This is a genomic window from Methylobacterium sp. JK268 (assembly GCF_054052225.1).
Genome location: NZ_JBSVZN010000014.1, coordinates 37,099 through 55,445, shown reverse-complemented (window position 1 = coordinate 55,445; position 18,347 = coordinate 37,099). Strand labels below are relative to the sequence as shown.

The following is an 18,347-nucleotide window of genomic DNA, read 5'->3' as shown; positions in this document are numbered from 1 at the left end:
GTCGATCCAGCGGCGAAGTGAGCGCAAAGGGGCGCCCGAACCCTCCCCCCCGGTGCGGGGGAGGGTGCCCCGCGGAGCGGGGCGGGAGAGGGGAACCCCGGTGCCGGATGATCTTGAACCGATGCGACAAGCGCTTCCTTGAGAAGCGTCGCGCCGGCCCCTCTCGGCGGGACTGCGTCCCGCTGCGCCTGCTCCGCAGGCCACCCTCCCCCGCAGAGGGAGGAGGGTTCGGGAGCGAGACCTCCCGACGCGCCCCGCCGACTACTCGAATTCCGCCACCAGGTCCGCAAGCCAGCCCCGCGCCTTCTCCACCTCCGGCCAGGGCACGGTCCCGAGCGGGAAATGCGCCCCCATGACCACGCTGATCACGCCGTTGAGCCGCGCCAGCGTCTCGCGCTGGGCGGGGCTCGGCGGCGCGCGGCGCTGGATCGCGATCACCTCGTCGCGGAACGCCGTCAGGCACTGCATCGTCCGCGTCAGGCCGTGATCGTCCTTGCGTGGCTTCTGCGCCAGGACCGCGTCGAGGGCCGCCAGCGCCCGGTGGCCGTGCTCAAGCGGGAGCACGGCGCGCCTCCCGCTTGAGCGACGTCAGGCGGCCCGCGCGCAGCGCGCAGGTGACCGCCTTGGTGCTGTGGATGCTGGTGTTCGGGTCGCCGGTGATCGCGAGCAGCACGTTCGCCACGGCGCCCCGTGCGTAGCCCTCGCGGCCGTAGACCCAGGGCATCGCCACCTCGTGCACGATTCGTCCGTCGATCCGGAACGGCCGGAGCCGCTCGGTCACCATCGCCCGCACCTCGATCTCCCCGCGCAGCGTCGACAGCACCGTCCAGCCGAGGTGGCGGATGCCGAGTTCGCCGGCGAGTTCCGGCGAGATCTCCACGAAGGCCTCCGGTTGCAACTCCGCCGTGTGCGGCATGACCCGGGTCGGGATGCCGCCGCAATGCAGTTCCGTGAGCCGGAAGGTCGTGAACACGTAGGGGAAGCGCGGGTCCTGCGGCGCGTGCAGGGCGTTGCCGGGACGCCCCCACAGCTTCGCGGCGGGGTTCACCTGCTGGTCGCCGTAGAGCGGGTTCTTCACCGGGCTCTCGACCGGCTCGTAGTGGGTCGGCAGCGGGCCGTCCTTCAGCCCCGTCGGCACGAAGATCTGGCTCTTGCCGTCCGCCTCCATGATGAAGGGGGCGTCGCCGCCGAGCGCGTCCATGCCGCGCGGCGTCGTCGACCAGTCCGGGCGGTAGTCGGGCCGCTTGGTCTCGACGAAGTCCGGGACATCGAGCCCGGTCCAGGTCTCCTTCGCCCCGTCCCACCAGACCATCTTCTTGGCCTCGGACCAGGGCCGGCCCTCCGGATCGGCCGAGGCGCGGTTGTAGAGCGTGCGCCGGTTCGACGGCCACGCGAAGCCCCAGCCGAGATGCGAGCCGGGCCCGTCCGGCCCGTCGGGCCTGCGCGAGCGGGCGAGGTTGTGCCCCTCCCGCGGCATGACCCCGCAATACATCCAGCCGCCGCACGCAGTGGAGCCGTCGTCCTTGAGTTCCTTGTAGCTCGCCACCGGCTTGCGGTCGGAGACGGTGTAGCCGTTGATCTCGGCGAGCACCGCCTCGGCGTCCGGCTCCGCGATCGCACCCTCGACCGGATAGTCCCAGGTCAGCGCCTGGATCGGCCCGTCGCGCAGGTCGCCGCTGTCGGCGTAGAGGGCCTTCAGGCGCCGCCCGAGGTGGTAGATGAACCAGAGGTCGGAGCGGCTGTCGCCCGGCGCCTCGCAGACCTTCTCGTGCCACTGCACGAGGCGGCTCGTATTGGTGACGGTGCCCTCCTTCTCGCCCGGCATGGCGGCGGGGAGGAAGAACACCTCCGTGTCGATGTCCTCCGGGGCGATCTCGCCGCGCTCCACGAGGCGGCCCTTCTGCCAGAAATTCGCGGTCTCGGTCATGGCGAAGTCGCGCACCACCAGCCAGCGCAGCTTCGACAGGCCCCGCTCGACGAGGTCGGCGTTCACCGCGCCGACGAGGGGGTTCTGGCCGAGCACGAACTGGCCGCGCATGACGCCGTCCACCATCGAGAGCGTCATCGGCTCCTGCGAGGCGTCGCCGGTGAGCTTCGGCAGGAACTGGTAGCCGTAATCGTTGGCCTTCGTCGCCGCGTCGCCATACCAGGCCTTGAGCAGGCTGATCACGTATTTGGGCATGTTCGCCCACCAGCCGGTCGTCGGCGTCTCGACCCGCAGGTAGTCGGCGAGCGTCGCGTGCTCGTGGAAGACGTTGGGCTGCGGCAGGTAGGTCGGCAGCATGTTATAGAGGGTCGGGATGTCGGTCGACCCCTGGATGCTGACATGGCCGCGCAACGCCATGATGCCGCCGCCCGGGCGCCCGACATTGCCGAGCAGCGCCTGGACGATGGTGCAGGCCCGGATGATCTGCACCCCGGTGGTGTGATGGGTCCAGCCGACCGCGTAGGTGAAGGCGCCGGTGCGCTCGCGCCCGGAGCGCCGCGCGAAGGTCTCCACCACCTCGATGAAGGTCTCTTTCGGGCAGCCGGTCACCCGCTCGACCATCTCGGGCGTGTAGCGGGCGTAGTGCCGCTTGAGGATCTGGTAGACGCAGTTCGGGTGCTGCAGCGTCAGGTCCTGGGGCGGGGGCCCCTCGGTCATGCTCTCGTAGGGGCTGCCCGATCCGGACTCGCCCTCCTGGCTCTGCACCCGGTGCTCGGCCACCGGCGAGGGCACGCGCTTCCCGGCATATTGCCACGTGTCGTCCGTGTAGGACGCGGTCTCGCGGTCGAAGCCCGAGAACAGCCCGTCGAGCGTCTCCGGGTCCTGGTAGCGTTCGTCGATGATGTGGGCGAGGTTCGTATAGGCGAGTGCGAAGTCCCGGAACCACAAATCGTGCTCCAGGATGTAGCGGATCATCCCGCCGAGGAAGGCGATGTCGCTCCCTGAGCGGATCGGCGCGTAGATGTCCGCGAGCGCGCTCGTGCGGGTGAAGCGCGGGTCGACGTGGATGATCGTGGCGCCCTTGCGCTGCGCCTCGGTCACGAAGCGGAAGGCGATCGGGTGGTTCTCGGCGATGTTGGACCCCATCTCGATGATGCAGTCCGCATTCGCGAGGTCCCACAGCGCCATGGTGGCGGCGCCGCGTCCGAAGGAGGCACCCAGACTGGGCACCGAGGAGGAGTGTCAGATTCGGGCCTGGTTCTCGATGCTGACCACCCCCAGGCCGCCGCCGAAGAGCTTCTTGATCAGGTAGTTCTCTTCGTTGTCCATCGTGGCGCCGCCGAGCGAGGCGATGCCGAGCGTCTGGTTGATCACCCGGCCGTCCGGCAGCCGCTCGGCGAAGGTCTCGTCGCGCGCTTCCTTGGTGAGCTGCGCGATCCGCTCCATCGCCCAGTCGAGGGGCTTCACCTCCCACTGGCGCGAGCGCGGGGCGCGGTAGAGCACGCGGCTGATCCGCTCGGGCGACAGCAGCATGCCGAGCGTCCCGGCGCCCTTCGGGCAGAGCGTGCCGGCGTTGATCGGCGAGCGCGGGTCGCCCTCGACGTGGATGGGCCGGCCGTTCTTCGCGTAGATCAGCTGACCGCAGCCGACGGCGCAGAACGGGCACACGCTCGTCCCGACCTGGTCGGCCTGCTCCAGACGCGGCCGCAGGCGTTCGGACATCGTGCTGCGGGCGGCCGAGCCCATCACGCTCTCGCCCGCGAGCTGGCGCGGGATCGACCAGTCGCGCAGGAAGCCGGAGACGCGCTCGCCGATGCCCTTGCCGATCCGTCGCGCCATGTCCGCCCTCCCGTTACCGCGTCCGTCGCCTCAATCGCGCGCGGTCGCGGAGGTTCCCCTCGGGCACGGCGCGGCTTCGTACGCTCCCGCACCAAGGTCCGGTTGCGTGACCGCTGGAGCCCGGACTGCCCCACGTTATCTCCCGGCCTCCGGCCACAGTTCAGAATGGCTCTGAACCATCCGGCCTTCCCGGCGTTGGCCGCGCGACAAGCGGAACCGGGATGATGGCCGGGCCGCCGCGCGTGAACCGAGGACTCTCATGCCGTCGATGCAGGGCGTGGTCATCATTGCGCAGGAGAGCCGGTTCCAGCTCGTGGACGAGGAGGGCATCGCGCACCTCTTCGTGCTGAGCCCGACCATGCGGGCCGAGCCCGACGACCTCGCCCGGCTCCAGGCGGAGCAGGCCCGGGTCCGCGTGAGCTACGACCGCACCCGCAACCTGATCGCCCACCGCGCTCTGCGGCTGGACCGGGTGTGAGGGCGCGCCGATGGGCATCCAGCACCTCCATCCCCGGGCGGCCGACTACCCCGAATCGCGTCTCGACCGGATGATCCCGGATGAGGCCGAGATCACCGCCGGCACCCGCATCGAGCCGGGGAAGTCCTATGGCTTCTTCACCGACACCACGGTCTGCATCGGCTGCAAGGCCTGCGAGGTCGCCTGCAAGGAGTGGAACAACCTCCCGGCCGACAATCTCGGGCTGACCGGCCACAGCTTCGACAATACCGGCGCCCTCTCGGCCCATAGCTGGCGGCACGTCAGCTTCGTCGAGAAGTCCGGGCCCGGCGGCGTCCGCTCCAGCACCCAGACCGCCTTCCAGAGCGGCTGGCTGATGATGAGCGACGTGTGCAAGCACTGCCACAACGCGCCCTGCCTCGAAGCCTGCCCGACCGGCGCCCTGTTCAAGACCGAGTTCGACACCGTCGTCGTCCAGCAGGACATCTGCAACGGCTGCGGCTACTGCGTGCCCGCCTGCCCGTTCGGCGTCGTCGACCTCAGCCCGGTCGACGGCAAGGCGCACAAGTGCACCCTCTGCTACGACCGCCTGAAGGGCGGCCTCGAGCCGGCCTGCGCCAAGTCCTGCCCGACGGATTCGATCCAGTTCGGCGAACTCGGCGCCCTGCACGAGACGGCGCGCGAGCGCGTCGAGACCCTGCACGAGCGCGGCGTCGCGGGCGCCTATCTGTACGGCGTGCCGGGCGGGCCCGGCGCCACCGGCGATCTCGGCCACCTCAACGCCTTCTTCCTCCTCACCGACCGGCCGGAGGTCTACAACCTGCCCGCCGCCCCGACCCGGCCGTCGAACCGGGTCGCCCCGAGCCTCGCCACCGGGCTGACCGCCGTGGCCGGCCTCGCCCTCGCGGCGGCCTTCCTGCTCGGGGGCGCGGGGTCCCGCGGCGACGGCCGCCGGGAGCGCCCGTGATGGCCGAGTACCCCGTTGCCGCGCGCGGCCCCGAGCGGCCGCTGCCCCGCCCCGACCGCGCCTCCGGCGCCGTGCGGCCGGAGCCCGGGGAGGCCTGGGACGGGCCAACCTATTACGGCCGGGCGCAGCTGAAGACGGCGCCGTTCGAGAACGCGGTGGTTGGCGGCTACATCTTCCTCGCCGGCCTGTCAGGCTCCTCGGCGATCCTGGCGGCCCTCGCCGAGGCGACGCAGGGCGCCGAGGCCGGGCCGATGGCGCGCCGCGCCCGCTACACGGCGCTGCTCGCGCCCACGATCGGCAGCGCGCTGCTGATCTACGACCTGCACACCCCGAGCCGCTTCTACAACATGCTGCGGGTCGCCAAGTCGACCTCGCCGATGTCGATCGGGACCTGGATCCTGATGGGCTTCTCCGGTTGCGCGGGCCTGAGCGCCGCGGCGCAATTCGCCGCCGACCGCGGGATCGCGCCGGGCGCCATGCGGGGCCTCGCGCGGGCCGCCGGGGTCCCGGCCGCCCTGTTCGGGGCGGGTCTCTCGACCTACACGGCCGCGCTCCTCTCGGCGACCTCGACGCCGCTCTGGGCGGCGGCGCCGCGCGCGCTCGCCGTGCGGTTCGGCGCCTCCTCGATGGCAGCGGGCGCGGCCGCCCTGGCGATGGGCGAGCCCGAAGGGCCGCGGCGGGACGCGCTGCACGGCATCGCCACCGCGGCGCTCGCAGTCGAACTCGCGGGCGATTCCGCCGCGGCGCTGGCCTACCGGCGAACGGGTGTCGCGCCGGCGACGCGCGGGCCGGCGGGGATGACCGAGACGGTCGGGGCCGTCGGCCTCGGCGTGCTCCTGCCGCTCGGGCTCTACGCGGCCGAGCGCGTGATGCGCGCGCGGGGCCGCCGGCCGCCTCCGGAACTCTCGCTGGCGGCCGGGCTCGCGGTGCTGGCGGGCAGCGCGCTGCTGCGCGTCTCCGTGATGGCGGCGGGCGACGAATCCGCCGCGCGGCCCGATGTGAGCTTCCGTTTCGCGCAGCCCGAGAACCTGCCGGAGACGCCCGAAACCGGCCCGCCGCCCCGCACGGGCCACCTCGCCTCATCCCCCGCGCCCACCGCTCGCAGACGGTCCGCCTGACCCGTGCAGATCTTCCGTCCCGGTGCCGACACGATCGCCCGCCTGCTGATGGCAGGGGTGGCGGCGCTGCCGGTGCTCGCCGTCGGGCTCACCTACCGGTTCTGGGCGTCGCCCTATTACACGGCGCAGAACGTGGTGCGCGAGCAGCCGGTGCCGTTCAGCCACCAGCACCATGTCGGCGGCCTCGGGATCGCCTGCCGCTACTGCCACACCTCCGTGGAGACGGCCCGCTTCGCCGGCCTGCCGCCGACCCACACCTGCATGTCCTGCCACTCGCAGATCTGGACCAACGCCGAGATGCTGGCCCCGGTGCGCGCGAGCCTCGCCACCGAGACGCCGATCCGTTGGCGTCGCGTCCACACCCTGCCGGACTACGTCTATTTCGACCACTCCGTGCACGTGACGAACGGCATCGGCTGCTCGAGCTGCCACGGCGCCGTCCAGGACATGCCGCTGATGCGCCAAGCCTCCCCGCTCACCATGAGTTGGTGCCTCGACTGCCACCGCAACCCCGAGAAGAACCTTCGACCCCGCGAGGAGGTCTACGACATGACCTGGACCCCTCCCCCCGACCAGGAGACGCGGGGCAAGGCCCTCAAGGCCGCCTACCACATCCCCTCGGTCGACCGACTCAGCGAGTGCTCGATATGCCACCGCTGACGCCCCCGTCCCCGAGCCGCCGCGAGGCCCTGCGGGCTTTCGCAGCCGGCATCACCCTGGCGGCGGGCGCCTGCGCCAAGCCCGACGAGGAGATCGTCCCCTACGTGGTCCAGCCGGAGCGGGTGACGGGGGGCGTGCCCCTCGTCTTCGCCAGCACGCTGCCGCTCGCCGGCTATGGGCGCGGCTGCCGGGTGCGCTCGGTCGAGGGGCGGCCGATCAAGGTCGACGGCAACCCGCGCCACCCGGCGAGCCTCGGGGCGACGGACGTCTTCGCCGAGGCCGCGGTCCTCTCGCTCTACGATCCCGACCGCTCCAAGACCCTGCGGCAGGGCGGCGACCTCTCGCACTGGAGCGCCCTGCAGAAGGCCCTGGTGCCGAAGGTCGCCGGCTGGCGCAGCCGCCAGGGCGAGGGCCTGCGGCTCCTCACCGGCCGGGTGACCTCGCCGACGCTCCAGCGCCAGATCGCTCGACTCCTCGACGCCTACCCGAAGGCGGCCTGGCACGCCTACGAACCGACCGAGGACGTCGCGTCCCGCGCGGGTGCCGCCCTGGCCTTCGGCCGCCCGCTGGTTCCCGTACCGCATCTCGACCGGGCGGCGGTGATCGTGACCCTCGACGCCGACCCGCTCGGCCCCGGTCCCGACCAGATCCGCCTCGGCCGCGGCTTCGGCAGCCGCCGCGTGCCGGGGACCGGGGACGGCTTCTCGCGGCTCTACGCGATCGAGGCGGCGCCGACCCTCACCGGCGCCAAGGCCGACCACCGCCTCGCCCTTCCGCCGGTGCAGATCGGCGAAGCGGCCGTGGCGCTGGCTCGCGCGCTCGGGGCCGAGATCCGCGACGCCGCGCTCCCCGATCTGGCGGCCCGGATGGTGGCGCGGGCCGCCGCGGATCTGACGGCGCATCGCGGCGGCGCCCTCGTCCTCGCCGGGCCGACGCTGCCGCCGGAGATCCACGCGCTGGTGCACTGGATCAACGGCCAGATCGGCGCGCCGCTCGACTGGATCGCGCCGCCGGACGCGGCCGGTTCCCGAACGCCCGCCCCCCTCGCGGACCTCGCCCGCGACCTCGCTTCGGGCAGCGTGCCGGATCTCGTGATGCTCGGAGTCAACCCGGCCTACGACGCGCCCGCCGACCTCGCCGTGTCGGACGTCATCGGCAAGGCCTCGTTCCGGCTGCACCACGGCGGCTACGTCGACGAGACCGCCGTGCTCGCCACCTGGCACGTGCCGGCGACGCATCCCCTGGAGAGCTGGGGCGACCTGCGGGCGATCGACGGCACCGCCTCGGTGGTGCAGCCGCTGATCCGCCCGCTCTACGCCACCCGCACGGCGGAGGAGGTCGTCTCGGCGCTCCTCGGGGAGACGGACGCGGCCTCCTACGACCTCGTGCGCGAGACCTGGAAGGCCGGGCGCGGGGACGATTTCGAGACGTGGTGGCGGCGCGTCCTCCACGACGGCGTCGTGCCGGACAGCGCCGCGGCCCCGGTCACGGTCGGCGCGGCGCACCTGCCGGATCCTGGCCCGCCGGGGCGCTCGGGCGACCTCACCCTGGTGCTGCGTCCCGACCCGACCCTCTGGGACGGATCCCACGCCAACAATGCCTGGCTGCAGGAATGCCCGGCGCCGCTCACCAAGCAGGTCTGGGGCAACGCGCTGGCGCTCTCGCCGGACGAGGCGGCGCGGCGCGGCGTGGCGCAGGGCGACCTCGCCCGGGTCAGCGCCGACGGGCGGGCGGTCGAGGTCCCGGTGGCCGTCGTGCCGGGCCACGCGGCGGGCGTGGCGAGCCTCACCCTCGGCTACGGCCGCTCGCGGGCCGGGGCCATCGGCAACGGCGTCGGGGCGAGCGCCTTTCCCTTACGCCGGTCGGACGCGCTCTGGCGCCTCGACGACGTCGCGCTCGCGCCGACCGGGCGGCATCCCGGCATCCTGACGACACAGCTCGTCGTCCGCGAGCGGGAGGCGGAGGAGAACTACCCGCTCCTCACCCTCGCCGCCCTCAACGGCGGCCGTACGGCGATCGCGGAGGCGCCGGGCACCGATCCCGGGCCGCACCCGACCCTGCTCGAACCCTGGACCGGCGACGCGGACGGCCACGCCTGGGCGATGGTGATCGATTCCTCGCTCTGCATCGGCTGCAACGCCTGCGTGGTCGCCTGCCAGACCGAGAACAACGTGCCGGTGGTCGGGCCCGAGGAGATCGCCCGGGGCCGCCTGATGCACTGGCTGCGCATCGACACCTACGACCGCGGCGACGATCACCATCCCCGGCCGGGCTTCCAGCCGGTGCCCTGCATGCATTGCGAGCACGCGCCCTGCGAGCCGGTCTGCCCCGTCGCGGCCTCGGTCCATGACGGCGAGGGCCTCAACGTCCAGGTCTACAACCGCTGCATCGGCACCCGCTTCTGCGAGGCCAACTGCCCCTACAAGGTCCGGCGCTTCAACTTCTTCGGCTACGCGGACGGGCAGGAATACGCCAATCTCGGCCTCGATCCCCTGCCCGCACAGCGCAATCCGGAGGTGACGGTCCGCCAGCGCGGCGTGATGGAGAAGTGCACCTACTGCGTCCAGCGCATCAGCGGCGCGCGCCGCGCCGCCGAGCGCGACGGGCGTCCGCTTGGCCGCAACGAGGTCACCACCGCCTGCCAGGATGCCTGCCCGACGCGGGCGATCGTGTTCGGCGATCTCGCCGATTCCGGCTCGGACGTCGCTCGCCTGAAGACGGAGCCGCGCCACTACGCGCTCCTCGGCCATCTCGGGACGCGCCCGCGCACCACCTACCTGGCGGATCTGCGCAACCCCGCCCCCGACCTGCCGGGAGACGGCTCGTGAGCGCCCCGATCTCCCAGGCCCATCGCTGGATCGCGCCGGAGCGGGAGAGCGACGCGGCGATCACCGACGCGGTCGTGAACCCGATCCTGGTCGGCGTCGGCAAGGGCTGGTGGATCGCCCTCGGGCTCACCCTGCCCTTCGTGCTCCTCACCCTGGTCGCGATCGCGTGGCTGTTCTGGCGGGGCGTCGGCGTCTGGGGGATCAACACCACGGTGGTGTGGGGCTTCGCCATCGCCAACTACGTCTGGTGGATCGGCATCGGCAATGCCGGCACGCTGATCTCCTCGATGCTGCTCCTCACCCGGCAGCATTGGCGCGCCTCGATCAACCGCTTCGCCGAGGCGATGACCCTGTTCGCGGTCTCGATCGCCGGGCTGTTTCCGATCTTCCATCTCGGGCGGCCGCTCTACGCCTACTGGCTCGCGCCCTACCCCAACACCATGGCGCTGTGGCCGCAATGGCGCAGCGCGCTGGTCTGGGACTTCTGGGCGATCGTCAGCTACCTGCTGTTCTCGATCCTGTTCTGGTACGTCGGCCTGATCCCCGACCTCGCGACGATGCGCGACCGGGCGACCTCGCGCGGGGCGCAGCTCTTCTACGGCGCGCTGGCGATCGGCTGGCGGGGTTCGGCCCGCCACTGGCGGCGCCTGGAGATCCTGCACGTGACGATGGCGGCGCTCGCCGTGCCCCTCGTCTGCTCGGTCCACTCCATCGTCGGCCTCGACTTCGCCGCGAGCCTGATGCCGGGCTGGCAGGAGAGCCTCTTCCCGCCCTACTTCGTGGTCGGCGCCATGTATTCGGGCTTCGCCATGGTGGTGGTGCTCGCCGCCCTAGTGCGCTGGGGCCTGCGCCTGCAGGCGGTGATCACGGTCGCGCATTTCGAGGTGATCGGCCGGGTCATGCTCATGGCGGCGCTGGTGATGGGCCTGTCCTACGCAACCGAATGGTTCATGGCCTGGTACGGGGGCAAGTCCGAGGAGCGCGGCCTCGTCGCCTACGAGTTCCTCGGCGACTACGCCTTCCTCTACTGGGCGATGCTCGCCTGCAACGTGGTGGTGCCGCAGGGCCTCTGGCTCAGGCGCGTGCGGCGCAGCATCCCGGCCATGGTGGTGATCGCGGTGATCATCAACATCGGCATGTGGCTGGAGCGCATCCTGATCACCTGGACGACGCTCTCGCACGGCTACGCCGCGAGCCTGTGGCGGGTGTTCCATCCGACCTTCTGGGACTGGTCCTTCCTGGTCGGGCCGCTCGGGCTGTTCGCGTTCTTCGTCCTGCTCTTCGTGCGCGTGGTGCCGGCGGTCTCGATGCACGAGGTCCGCCAACTCGCCCACCGGGAGGGCGCCGCCTGATGCGCGAGATGCTCGCCTGCTTCGCCGATCCCCAGACCCTGGTGCGGGCCGCCCGCACGGTGCGCGAACAGGGCCACCGCCCCCTCGACACCTTCACGCCCTTCCCGGTCGAGGAGGTCGGGGAGGTGCTCGACGAGCGGCCGACCCGGCTGCGCTGGGCGATGCTGGCCGGCGGCGTCGGGATGGCGGGGTTCGCCTACCTGCTGCAATGGTACAGCGCGGTCTTCGACTATCCCCTCAATTCGGGCGGGCGCCCGCTGCATTCCTGGCCGGTCTTCCTGCTGGTGCCCTTCGAGGTCGGGGTGCTGGCGGCGGCGATCGCCGGTCTCCTCGCCTTCCTGTGGAGCAGCGGCCTGCCCCGCCTGCATCACCCGCTGTTCGAGATCCCGGGCTTCGAGCGGGCGAGCCAGGACCGCTTCTTCCTGCTCGCCGCGCAGGACGGGACGGCGGAGGACGATCTCGCCCTGCGCCACCTCCTGGAGGAGGCCGGCGCCCTCGTGGTGTTCGAGGTGCGGCGATGAAGGGAACATCGGCAAGCTATCGAGGCGCGGGGAACCCCTCTCCCGTGCGGGAGAGGGGCAGGGGTGAGGGCCCAGGTGGTTCAGCAAGAAAACTGAACCGTCCCGCTACCAGCACCGATCGTTGCGGATGCTTGCGGCACGGTCCGGGACCCTCACCCCTACCCCTCTCCCGCACGGGAGAGGGGATCCCGCGCCCAGACGGGAGTCCGGGTCGCTTCAGCAAGTCTGGTTTGGGGATCCTCGGTTCCGGTCCTCGGCAGCGCGCCCGGCTGCGGACCCTCCTCCTCGCCGCCCTCCTCCTCGCCGGCTGCCAGGACCAGAGCCTGTTCCAGCAGAAGCGCTTCGACACCGACGCCCCGTCCACCATTTGGCCGAACGGCACCTCGGCCCAGCCGCTGCCCGCCGGCACGGTCGCGCAGGGCGATCTCGCCCGCGAGGCCGCCCTCGACACCCAGCCGGAGGTCACGCCCGCGCTCCTGGCCCTCGGCCGCGACCGCTACGACGTGTTCTGCTCGCCCTGCCACGGCTACGACGGCGACGGGCACGGCATGATCGTGCAGCGGGGCTTCCCGCCCCCGCCCTCCTACCACTCCGAGCGCCTGCGCGCCGCGCCCGCCTCCCACGTCGTCGACGTCATCACGCACGGCTACGGGGTGATGTATTCCTACGCGTCCCGCGTGCCGCCCGAGGAGCGCTGGGCCATCGCCGCCTATATCCGGGCGCTGCAGCTCTCGCGCCGCGCCACCCTCGCCGAGGCCCCCGAAGCCGCCGGGAGGCTGCCGTGATGGAGGAGGCCGCCCGCCTCTGGCTCGCCGCCACCAGCGCCTGGAGCGGCATCCCGATCGGCAGCCTCGCGCTGCTCCTCATCCACCGCCTCACCGGCGGGCGCTGGGGCGAGGCGCTCGGACCGGTGCTACGCCCGGCCGCCGCCCTCACCCCGCTCGCGGCCCTGGCCTTCCTCCCGATCGCCCTCGCGCTGTCGAGCCTCTACCCTTGGGCCGCCGACCCGTCCCAAGCGCCGCCGGGGGTGGCGGCCCTCTACCTGCATCCGGCCGCGTTCCTCGCCCGTTCCGTCATCGCCCTGGTGCTCTGGTCGGTGATCGGCCTCGTCGTCGCGGCGGGCCGCGGCGGCCCCCTCTTCGCGGCGATCGCCCTCCTCCTGCACGGCGTGATGATCAGCCTGATCGCCGTCGACTGGGTGCTGTCGCTGGAGCCCGGCGTCACCTCCTCGGCCTTCGCGGCGGGCTTCGCGGTCGAGCAGCTGCTCACCGCGCTCGCCTTCGCGGCCCTCCTGGCGCCGACCACGCTCGCGCCGCGGGACGCCAACGACCTCGCGAGCCTGCTGATCGCGACCCTCACCGGGACGGTCTACATCGCCCTGATGTCCTTCCTCGTGGCCTGGTACGGCGACCTGCCCGACAAGGCGGCCTGGTACCTGCGGCGCACGGAGCACGGACTCGTCTGGCTGATCGTTGCCGCGCTTGCGGCCGGGGCGCTGATCCCCTTCGGCATCCTGCTGAACGGGTCCGCGCGGCGCAGCCGCCCGGCGCTCCGCCTCGTCGGCGCCCTCGTGCTCCTCGGCGTCGCCCTGCACCGGCTCTGGCTCGTGGCGCCGGCCTTCGCGGCACCGGGCCTGCCACTGGTTCTCGGAGCGGCGGGACTCGTCGCCCTGGCGGGTGCGACGGTGGCGATGGTGCGCCGGGCGGAACGCTCCTCGGGAGGGCTCTTCCATGTCCGCTGACGCCGCCCGAGACGAACCCGCCCCGCCGGAGGCGCCGGGCATCCCGGTCCGCCGGGTGCTCGCGGCCGTGTTCGGCTTCCTTACCTTCGCCGGGCTGGTGATGGGCGGGCTGCGGTTCTTCTGCGACTGGAGCTTCGAGGGGAACCGGCTGCCGCCGCGGGCGATGCCCCAGCCGGGCCTGCAGGTGGACCCGCCCGGAGATCTCAAGCGCCTCCTCGACGCCCAGCATCAGGCGCTCACCGGCTACGCCTGGGTCGACCGCGAGCACGGCATCATCCGCATCCCGGTCACCCGCGCGATGGAGATCCTGGCGGGGCGGGGCGCCGCGGCCTTCGCCCCGATCGGCGCCGCGCCGGCGGCGCCGGGCCCGATCAAGGAGAACCGGCAGCCATGACGCGCCTCCTCCTCGCCCTGCTGATCGCGCTCGCGCCGGGGGCCGCGCGGGCCGGGCTCGCGGCGGCGGATCTCGCGGCGGCGGGACTCTCGGTGCCCGCGGGCGCGCCGCTGCCCCTCGCAGACCGTTTCACCGACCGCGACGGCCACGCCCTCACCCTCGGGGATGCGCTCGCCGGGCGTCCGGCCCTGCTGCTCCCGGTCGACTTCACGTGCCGCACGCTCTGCGGTCCGTTCCTCGCGGTGGTGTCGGGGGCGCTGGTGCAGACGGGCCTGCGTCCCGGCCGCGACTATCGCCTGATCGTGCTCGGCCTCGACCCGAAGGATGCCGTCGCCGAGGGCCGAGCGCTCCTCGACGCCCAGGTGGCGGATCCCGGATTGCGGGCCGCGACGGTGCTGCTGCGGGGCGATGCCGAGGCGGTCGGCGCCGTCATCCGGGCGGCCGGCTACCGCACGGCCTACGACGCGGAGCACGACCAGTACGCCCATCCCGCGGCCGTGCTGGCGCTGACGCCCGACGGGCACCTCGCCCGCGCGCTCTCGACCCTCGCCCTCACCGGACCGGACCTGCGACTCGCCCTGCTGGAGGCCGGACGCGGCACGATCGGCGGGGTCGCCGGGCAGATCGCGGTGCTCTGCTACGGATTCGACGCGGCGCACGGGATCTACACGCTGGCGATCACGCGGGTGCTCACGGCGGCGGGGGCCGCGACGGTGCTGGGGCTGGGACTTTGGCTGTTGTGGCTCAGGCAAATCGAGGGGTCACGCCCCCCACCCTCCCCCCTCTGCGGGGGAGGGTGCCCGGCGGAGCCGGGCGGGAGAGGGGAACCACGCTTCCGAATTTGGCTGAACCGCGGTGCACGGCGCCAGCCGAATCAACGTCGCGCTGCCCCTCTCCCGGCTCACTCCGTTCGCCACCCTCCCCCGCAGAGGGGGGAGCGTGAGCCCGCCCCCACCGGGAGGACCGCCTGATGTCCTTCTGGCCCGAGACCGCCTCCACGCTCGCGCAGCGCATCGACGGCATCTTCGCCGGGCTCCTCGTCCTCTCGGGCGCGATCCTGCTCCTCGTCGTGGGTCTGCTGCTGGGCTTCGCGGTGCGCTACCGGCGCGGCTCCCCGGCACCGCGCGGGCCGATGCCGGAGGTGGTCAGCCGGGAATTCGAGATCGGCTGGACCAGCGCGACCCTGTTCCTGTTCGTGTTCCTGTTCTGGTGGGCCACCTCGATCGAGACCCGCTCGTTCGTGCCGCCCAAGGACGCGATCGAGGTGCAGGTCATCGCCAAGCAGTGGATGTGGAAGACCCTGCACGCGAACGGCGCCCGCGAGATCAACGAACTCCACGTCCCGATCGGCGTGCCGGTGCGCCTCGTCATGCGCGCGCAGGACGTCATCCACTCCTTCTTCGTGCCGGCCTTCCGGCTCAAGCAGGACGTGGTGCCGGGCCAGACGCACGAGACGTGGTTCCAGGCGACCAAGCTCGGCACCTTCCAGCTCCTCTGCGCCGAGTATTGCGGCACCGACCATTCCGGCATGCGCGGCAAGATCGTGGTGATGCAGCCCGACGCCTACGCGGCCTGGCTCGCCGCGCAGCCCGAGGGTGACGACCTCGCCAAGGACGGCGCGCGGCTCTTCGTCGAGCGCGGCTGCTCGGGCTGCCACGCCCCCTCTGCCGCCGTGCACGCGCCGAGCCTCGCCGGGCTCTACGGGCGCACGGTCGCCCTCGACGACGGCCGCGTCGTCGCGGCCGACGAGGCCTATCTCCGCGATTCGATCCTGCAGCCGAAGAAGGACGTGGTGGCCGGCTTCGCGCCGATCATGCCGAGCTTCGCCGGGCGGCTCTCGGAGGGAGAGATCCAGAGCCTCGTCGCCTATATCCGCTCCCTCGCGAAGGACGACCGGCCATGAGCGATACCGCCGCCCTCGGCGAATTGCCGCTGCCGACCGAACCGGACTACCTGCGGTTCCAGCAGAGCGTCTGGTCCTGGCTCACCACCACCGACCACAAGCGCATCGCGATCCTGTTCGCGATCCTGATCACCGTCTTCTTCTTCCTCGGCGGCGCGGCGATCACGCTGGTGCGCCTCGAACTCGTCTCGCCGGAGGGGCACCTCCTCACCAACGACACCTACAACAAGCTGTTCTCGTTCCACGGCATCGTGATGGTGTGGTTCTTCCTGGTGCCCTCCATCCCCAACACGCTCGGCGTCTTCCTGGTCCCGCTGATGATCGGGGCCTCCGACCTCGCCTTCCCGCGGCTCAACCTGTTCGGCTTCTACCTCAACGCCTTCGCGGGCGCCTGCACGGTCTACGCGCTGATCGCCGGCGGGGTCGATACCGGCTGGACCTTCTACACGCCGTTCTCGACGATGTACTCCAACACGCACGTCCTCGCGGCGGCGATGGGCGTGTTCCTGGTCGGCTTCTCCAGCATCGCCACGGGCGTCAACATGATCGCCACCGTGCACATGCTGCGCTGCCCGGGCATGACCTGGTTTCGGCTGCCGCTCTTCGTGTGGTCGATCTACGCGACCAGCATCGTGATGGTGCTGGCGACGCCGGTCCTGGCGATCTCGCTGCTGCTGGTGATGGCCGAGCGCTGGCTCGGCCTGCCGATCTTCGATCCCAGCCGGGGCGGCGACCCGATCCTGTTCCAGCACCTGTTCTGGTTCTACTCGCACCCGGCGGTCTACATCATGGTGCTGCCGGCCATGGGCGTGGTCTCGGAGATCATCCCGGCCTTCGCGCGCCGCCGCATCTTCGGCTACACCTTCATGGTCTACGCCATCCTGGCGATCTCGGGCATCGGCTTCTTCGTCTGGGGCCACCACATGTTCGTCTCGGGCATGTCGCCCTACACGGCACTGATCTTCTCGTTCCTGTCCTTCATCATCGCGGTGCCGTCGGCCATCAAGGTCTTCAACTGGACCTTCTCGCTCTATCGCGGGCAGATCAGCTTCGGCGCGCCGATGCTCTACGCGCTCGGCTTCGTCGGGCTGTTCACCACCGGAGGGCTGTCGGGGCTGTTCCTCGCCGCGATCCCGATCGACGTCCACGTCACCGACACGTACTTCGTGGTCGCGCATTTCCACTACATCATGGTGGGCGGCTCGGTCTCGGCCTTCTTCGGCGGCCTGCACTTCTGGTGGCCGAAGGTGACCGGCAAGATGTACCCGGAATCCTGGGCCCGCTTCGCCGCCATCCTGATGTATTTCGGCTTCAACCTGACCTTCGCACCGCAATTCATCGCGGGCTATCTCGGGATGCCGCGGCGCTACCATACCTACCCGCCCGAGTTCCAGATCTACAACGTGATGTCCTCGTCCGGCGCGGCGATCCTGGCGGCCGCCTACCTGCTGCCGCTCGGCTACCTGACCTGGTCGCTGTTCTTCTCCGCGCGGGCGCCGAGCAATCCCTGGGACGCGACGGGGCTCGAATGGAGCACGACCTCGCCGCCGCCGCACAAGAACTTCGTCCGGCAGCCGAGGGTGGTGCGCGCGCCCTACGACTACCACCCGGAGGGGCACGCGGCGCAACCGGGGCCGCCGAGCTACCAGCGCGAGCAGGAGCTGGTGCAATGAGCGGGGTCGCCGAGCGCCTGATCCGCGAGCCCTGGTCGGATCTCGGGCGGCAGAGTTACGGGGCGACCCTCGGCATCTGGATCTTCCTCGCCAGCGAGGTCCTGTTCTTCGGGGCGCTGCTCCTCACCTATGGGGCGACGCGGATCGTGCATCCGGAGGCCTTCGCGGCGGCGGGCCGTGAGACCAACATCGTCCTGGGCACCCTCAACACGGCGATCCTGCTCACCAGCAGCCTGACCATGGCGGTGGCCTCGCAGGCCGTGAAGGCACAGGAGGACCTGCGCCGGCTGGCGATCGTCTGCCTGGGGCTCACGGCGGCGCTCGGCCTCGCCTTCATCGTGGTGAAGGGCTTCGAGTACCGGGAGGATCTGGAGAAGAGCCTCGTCCCCGGCCCCCACTTCCCCCTGGCCGCGGCGCCGGCACAGCTGTTCTTCGCCCTCTACTGGCTGATGACGGGCGTGCATGCGGTCCACCTGTCGATCGGCATCGGGCTCGTCGGGCGGCTGGCCCTCCTCGGCTGGCGCGGAGGGCTGGAGTTGCGGAAGAGCCCGGAGGTGGAGGTGACGGGGCTCTACTGGCACCTCGTCGACGTCGTCTGGGTGTTCCTCTACCCGGTCTTCTACCTGCCGGGGCGGTCCGGATGAGCCCGGCCGTCCGTTCCCTCTGGCTGCGCAACCTCGCGGTCTGGGCGGCCCTGATGGCCCTCCTGGCCCTGAGCACGGTCGCCGCCTACTGGAAGCTCGGCGCCTGGACGACGGCGATCGGCTTCGCCATTGCCGCGATGAAGCTGCTGCTCGTCCTCGTGTTCTACATGGAGCTGAGGGAGGCGCGCGGCCTCGTGCGGCTGGCCGCCGGGGCGGGCTTCATCGTCGCGGGGGTGCTGTTCGCGCTGACGCTCAGCGACGTGGTCACCCGGCCGTGAGGGTGGCTCACCGCGGCCTGGGCAGAGCGTGGTGCATCGGGCGCC

The 18,347-nt window shown here is 71.7% G+C and carries 17 protein-coding genes; 15 read left to right on the top strand and 2 right to left on the bottom strand.

Features of this window, described 5'->3' with window-relative positions; genetic code table 11:
• Window positions 1–261: 261 nt before the first annotated feature.
• Together ACW9J6_RS16735 and fdh are read right to left on the bottom strand one after the other, a co-directional pair.
• The gene (locus tag ACW9J6_RS16735) at window positions 262–564 is read right to left on the bottom strand and encodes a hypothetical protein (RefSeq protein WP_457117619.1); all 303 of its coding nucleotides are present in this window, start codon (window positions 562–564) and stop codon (window positions 262–264) included.
• Entirely contained in the window at window positions 551–3,766 is a 3,216-nt protein-coding gene (gene fdh, locus ACW9J6_RS16730; protein ID WP_457117618.1) for a formate dehydrogenase, read from the bottom strand. The genes ACW9J6_RS16735 and fdh overlap by 14 nt, the downstream gene beginning before the upstream one ends.
• A gap of 259 nt (window positions 3,767–4,025) precedes the next feature.
• On the opposite strand from fdh, the gene ACW9J6_RS16725 reads away from it, so the two are divergent.
• The 15 genes from ACW9J6_RS16725 (at window position 4,026) to ACW9J6_RS16655 (ending at window position 18,302) form a co-directional block, all read left to right on the top strand.
• Entirely contained in the window at window positions 4,026–4,244 is a 219-nt protein-coding gene (locus ACW9J6_RS16725; protein ID WP_457117617.1) for a hypothetical protein, read from the top strand.
• Between the two features lie 10 nt (window positions 4,245–4,254).
• Complete coding sequence (locus tag ACW9J6_RS16720; RefSeq protein WP_457117616.1) at window positions 4,255–5,190, top strand: 4Fe-4S dicluster domain-containing protein; 936 nt, start codon at window positions 4,255–4,257, stop codon at window positions 5,188–5,190.
• Window positions 5,190–6,308: an NrfD/PsrC family molybdoenzyme membrane anchor subunit gene (gene nrfD, locus ACW9J6_RS16715; RefSeq protein WP_457117615.1), complete on the top strand. Its 1,119-nt coding sequence runs from the start codon at window positions 5,190–5,192 to the stop codon at window positions 6,306–6,308. Before ACW9J6_RS16720 ends, nrfD (ACW9J6_RS16715) begins: the two co-directional genes overlap by 1 nt.
• Window positions 6,309–6,356: 48 nt before the next feature.
• Window positions 6,357–6,968, top strand: a complete 612-nt coding sequence (locus ACW9J6_RS16710) for a cytochrome c3 family protein (RefSeq protein WP_457117767.1) — start codon at window positions 6,357–6,359, stop codon at window positions 6,966–6,968.
• Window positions 6,956–9,796 (top strand): 4Fe-4S dicluster domain-containing protein, encoded by a 2,841-nt coding sequence (locus ACW9J6_RS16705; protein ID WP_457117614.1) that lies wholly within the window; start codon window positions 6,956–6,958, stop codon window positions 9,794–9,796. Before ACW9J6_RS16710 ends, ACW9J6_RS16705 begins: the two co-directional genes overlap by 13 nt.
• Window positions 9,793–11,148 (top strand): NrfD/PsrC family molybdoenzyme membrane anchor subunit, encoded by a 1,356-nt coding sequence (gene nrfD, locus ACW9J6_RS16700; RefSeq protein ID WP_457117613.1) that lies wholly within the window; start codon window positions 9,793–9,795, stop codon window positions 11,146–11,148. Before ACW9J6_RS16705 ends, nrfD (ACW9J6_RS16700) begins: the two co-directional genes overlap by 4 nt.
• Window positions 11,148–11,669 (top strand): DUF3341 domain-containing protein, encoded by a 522-nt coding sequence (locus ACW9J6_RS16695; protein WP_457117612.1) that lies wholly within the window; start codon window positions 11,148–11,150, stop codon window positions 11,667–11,669. The genes nrfD (ACW9J6_RS16700) and ACW9J6_RS16695 overlap by 1 nt, the downstream gene beginning before the upstream one ends.
• Window positions 11,670–11,899: 230 nt before the next feature.
• Window positions 11,900–12,454, top strand: a complete 555-nt coding sequence (locus tag ACW9J6_RS16690; RefSeq protein WP_457117611.1) for a c-type cytochrome — start codon at window positions 11,900–11,902, stop codon at window positions 12,452–12,454.
• Entirely contained in the window at window positions 12,454–13,410 is a 957-nt protein-coding gene (locus ACW9J6_RS16685; RefSeq protein ID WP_457117610.1) for a hypothetical protein, read from the top strand. The genes ACW9J6_RS16690 and ACW9J6_RS16685 overlap by 1 nt, the downstream gene beginning before the upstream one ends.
• Window positions 13,400–13,804 carry a hypothetical protein gene (locus ACW9J6_RS16680; RefSeq protein ID WP_457117609.1) on the top strand — a complete coding sequence of 135 codons (405 nt, stop codon included), beginning with the start codon at window positions 13,400–13,402 and terminating at the stop codon, window positions 13,802–13,804. Before ACW9J6_RS16685 ends, ACW9J6_RS16680 begins: the two co-directional genes overlap by 11 nt.
• Complete coding sequence (locus tag ACW9J6_RS16675) at window positions 13,801–14,775, top strand: SCO family protein (protein WP_457117608.1); 975 nt, start codon at window positions 13,801–13,803, stop codon at window positions 14,773–14,775. The genes ACW9J6_RS16680 and ACW9J6_RS16675 overlap by 4 nt, the downstream gene beginning before the upstream one ends.
• Window positions 14,775–15,707, top strand: coding sequence for a cytochrome c oxidase subunit II (gene coxB / locus ACW9J6_RS16670; RefSeq protein ID WP_457117607.1), 933 nt, complete (start codon window positions 14,775–14,777; stop codon window positions 15,705–15,707). The genes ACW9J6_RS16675 and coxB overlap by 1 nt, the downstream gene beginning before the upstream one ends.
• Window positions 15,704–17,380 (top strand): cytochrome c oxidase subunit I, encoded by a 1,677-nt coding sequence (locus ACW9J6_RS16665; RefSeq protein WP_457117606.1) that lies wholly within the window; start codon window positions 15,704–15,706, stop codon window positions 17,378–17,380. Before coxB ends, ACW9J6_RS16665 begins: the two co-directional genes overlap by 4 nt.
• Window positions 17,377–18,024: a cytochrome c oxidase subunit 3 gene (locus tag ACW9J6_RS16660; RefSeq protein ID WP_457117605.1), complete on the top strand. Its 648-nt coding sequence runs from the start codon at window positions 17,377–17,379 to the stop codon at window positions 18,022–18,024. Before ACW9J6_RS16665 ends, ACW9J6_RS16660 begins: the two co-directional genes overlap by 4 nt.
• The gene (locus ACW9J6_RS16655; protein WP_457117604.1) at window positions 18,021–18,302 is read left to right on the top strand and encodes a cytochrome C oxidase subunit IV family protein; all 282 of its coding nucleotides are present in this window, start codon (window positions 18,021–18,023) and stop codon (window positions 18,300–18,302) included. The genes ACW9J6_RS16660 and ACW9J6_RS16655 overlap by 4 nt, the downstream gene beginning before the upstream one ends.
• Window positions 18,303–18,347: the final 45 nt, after the last annotated feature.

What these genes read in the sequence shown, in the direction of transcription:
- ACW9J6_RS16685 (WP_457117610.1), top strand. Translation starts at nt 12,454, where the DNA reads ATGGAGGAGGCCGCCCGCCTCTGGCTCGCCGCCACCAGCGCCTGGAGC.
- coxB (WP_457117607.1), top strand. Translation starts at nt 14,775, where the DNA reads ATGTCCTTCTGGCCCGAGACCGCCTCCACGCTCGCGCAGCGCATCGAC.
- ACW9J6_RS16665 (WP_457117606.1), top strand. Translation starts at nt 15,704, where the DNA reads ATGAGCGATACCGCCGCCCTCGGCGAATTGCCGCTGCCGACCGAACCG.
- ACW9J6_RS16725 (WP_457117617.1), top strand. Translation starts at nt 4,026, where the DNA reads ATGCCGTCGATGCAGGGCGTGGTCATCATTGCGCAGGAGAGCCGGTTC.
- ACW9J6_RS16675 (WP_457117608.1), top strand. Translation starts at nt 13,801, where the DNA reads ATGACGCGCCTCCTCCTCGCCCTGCTGATCGCGCTCGCGCCGGGGGCC.
- ACW9J6_RS16680 (WP_457117609.1), top strand. Translation starts at nt 13,400, where the DNA reads ATGTCCGCTGACGCCGCCCGAGACGAACCCGCCCCGCCGGAGGCGCCG.
- ACW9J6_RS16660 (WP_457117605.1), top strand. Translation starts at nt 17,377, where the DNA reads ATGAGCGGGGTCGCCGAGCGCCTGATCCGCGAGCCCTGGTCGGATCTC.
- nrfD (WP_457117615.1), top strand. Translation starts at nt 5,190, where the DNA reads ATGGCCGAGTACCCCGTTGCCGCGCGCGGCCCCGAGCGGCCGCTGCCC.
- ACW9J6_RS16705 (WP_457117614.1), top strand. Translation starts at nt 6,956, where the DNA reads ATGCCACCGCTGACGCCCCCGTCCCCGAGCCGCCGCGAGGCCCTGCGG.
- ACW9J6_RS16695 (WP_457117612.1), top strand. Translation starts at nt 11,148, where the DNA reads ATGCGCGAGATGCTCGCCTGCTTCGCCGATCCCCAGACCCTGGTGCGG.
- ACW9J6_RS16720 (WP_457117616.1), top strand. Translation starts at nt 4,255, where the DNA reads ATGGGCATCCAGCACCTCCATCCCCGGGCGGCCGACTACCCCGAATCG.
- ACW9J6_RS16655 (WP_457117604.1), top strand. Translation starts at nt 18,021, where the DNA reads ATGAGCCCGGCCGTCCGTTCCCTCTGGCTGCGCAACCTCGCGGTCTGG.
- ACW9J6_RS16710 (WP_457117767.1), top strand. Translation starts at nt 6,357, where the DNA reads ATGGCAGGGGTGGCGGCGCTGCCGGTGCTCGCCGTCGGGCTCACCTAC.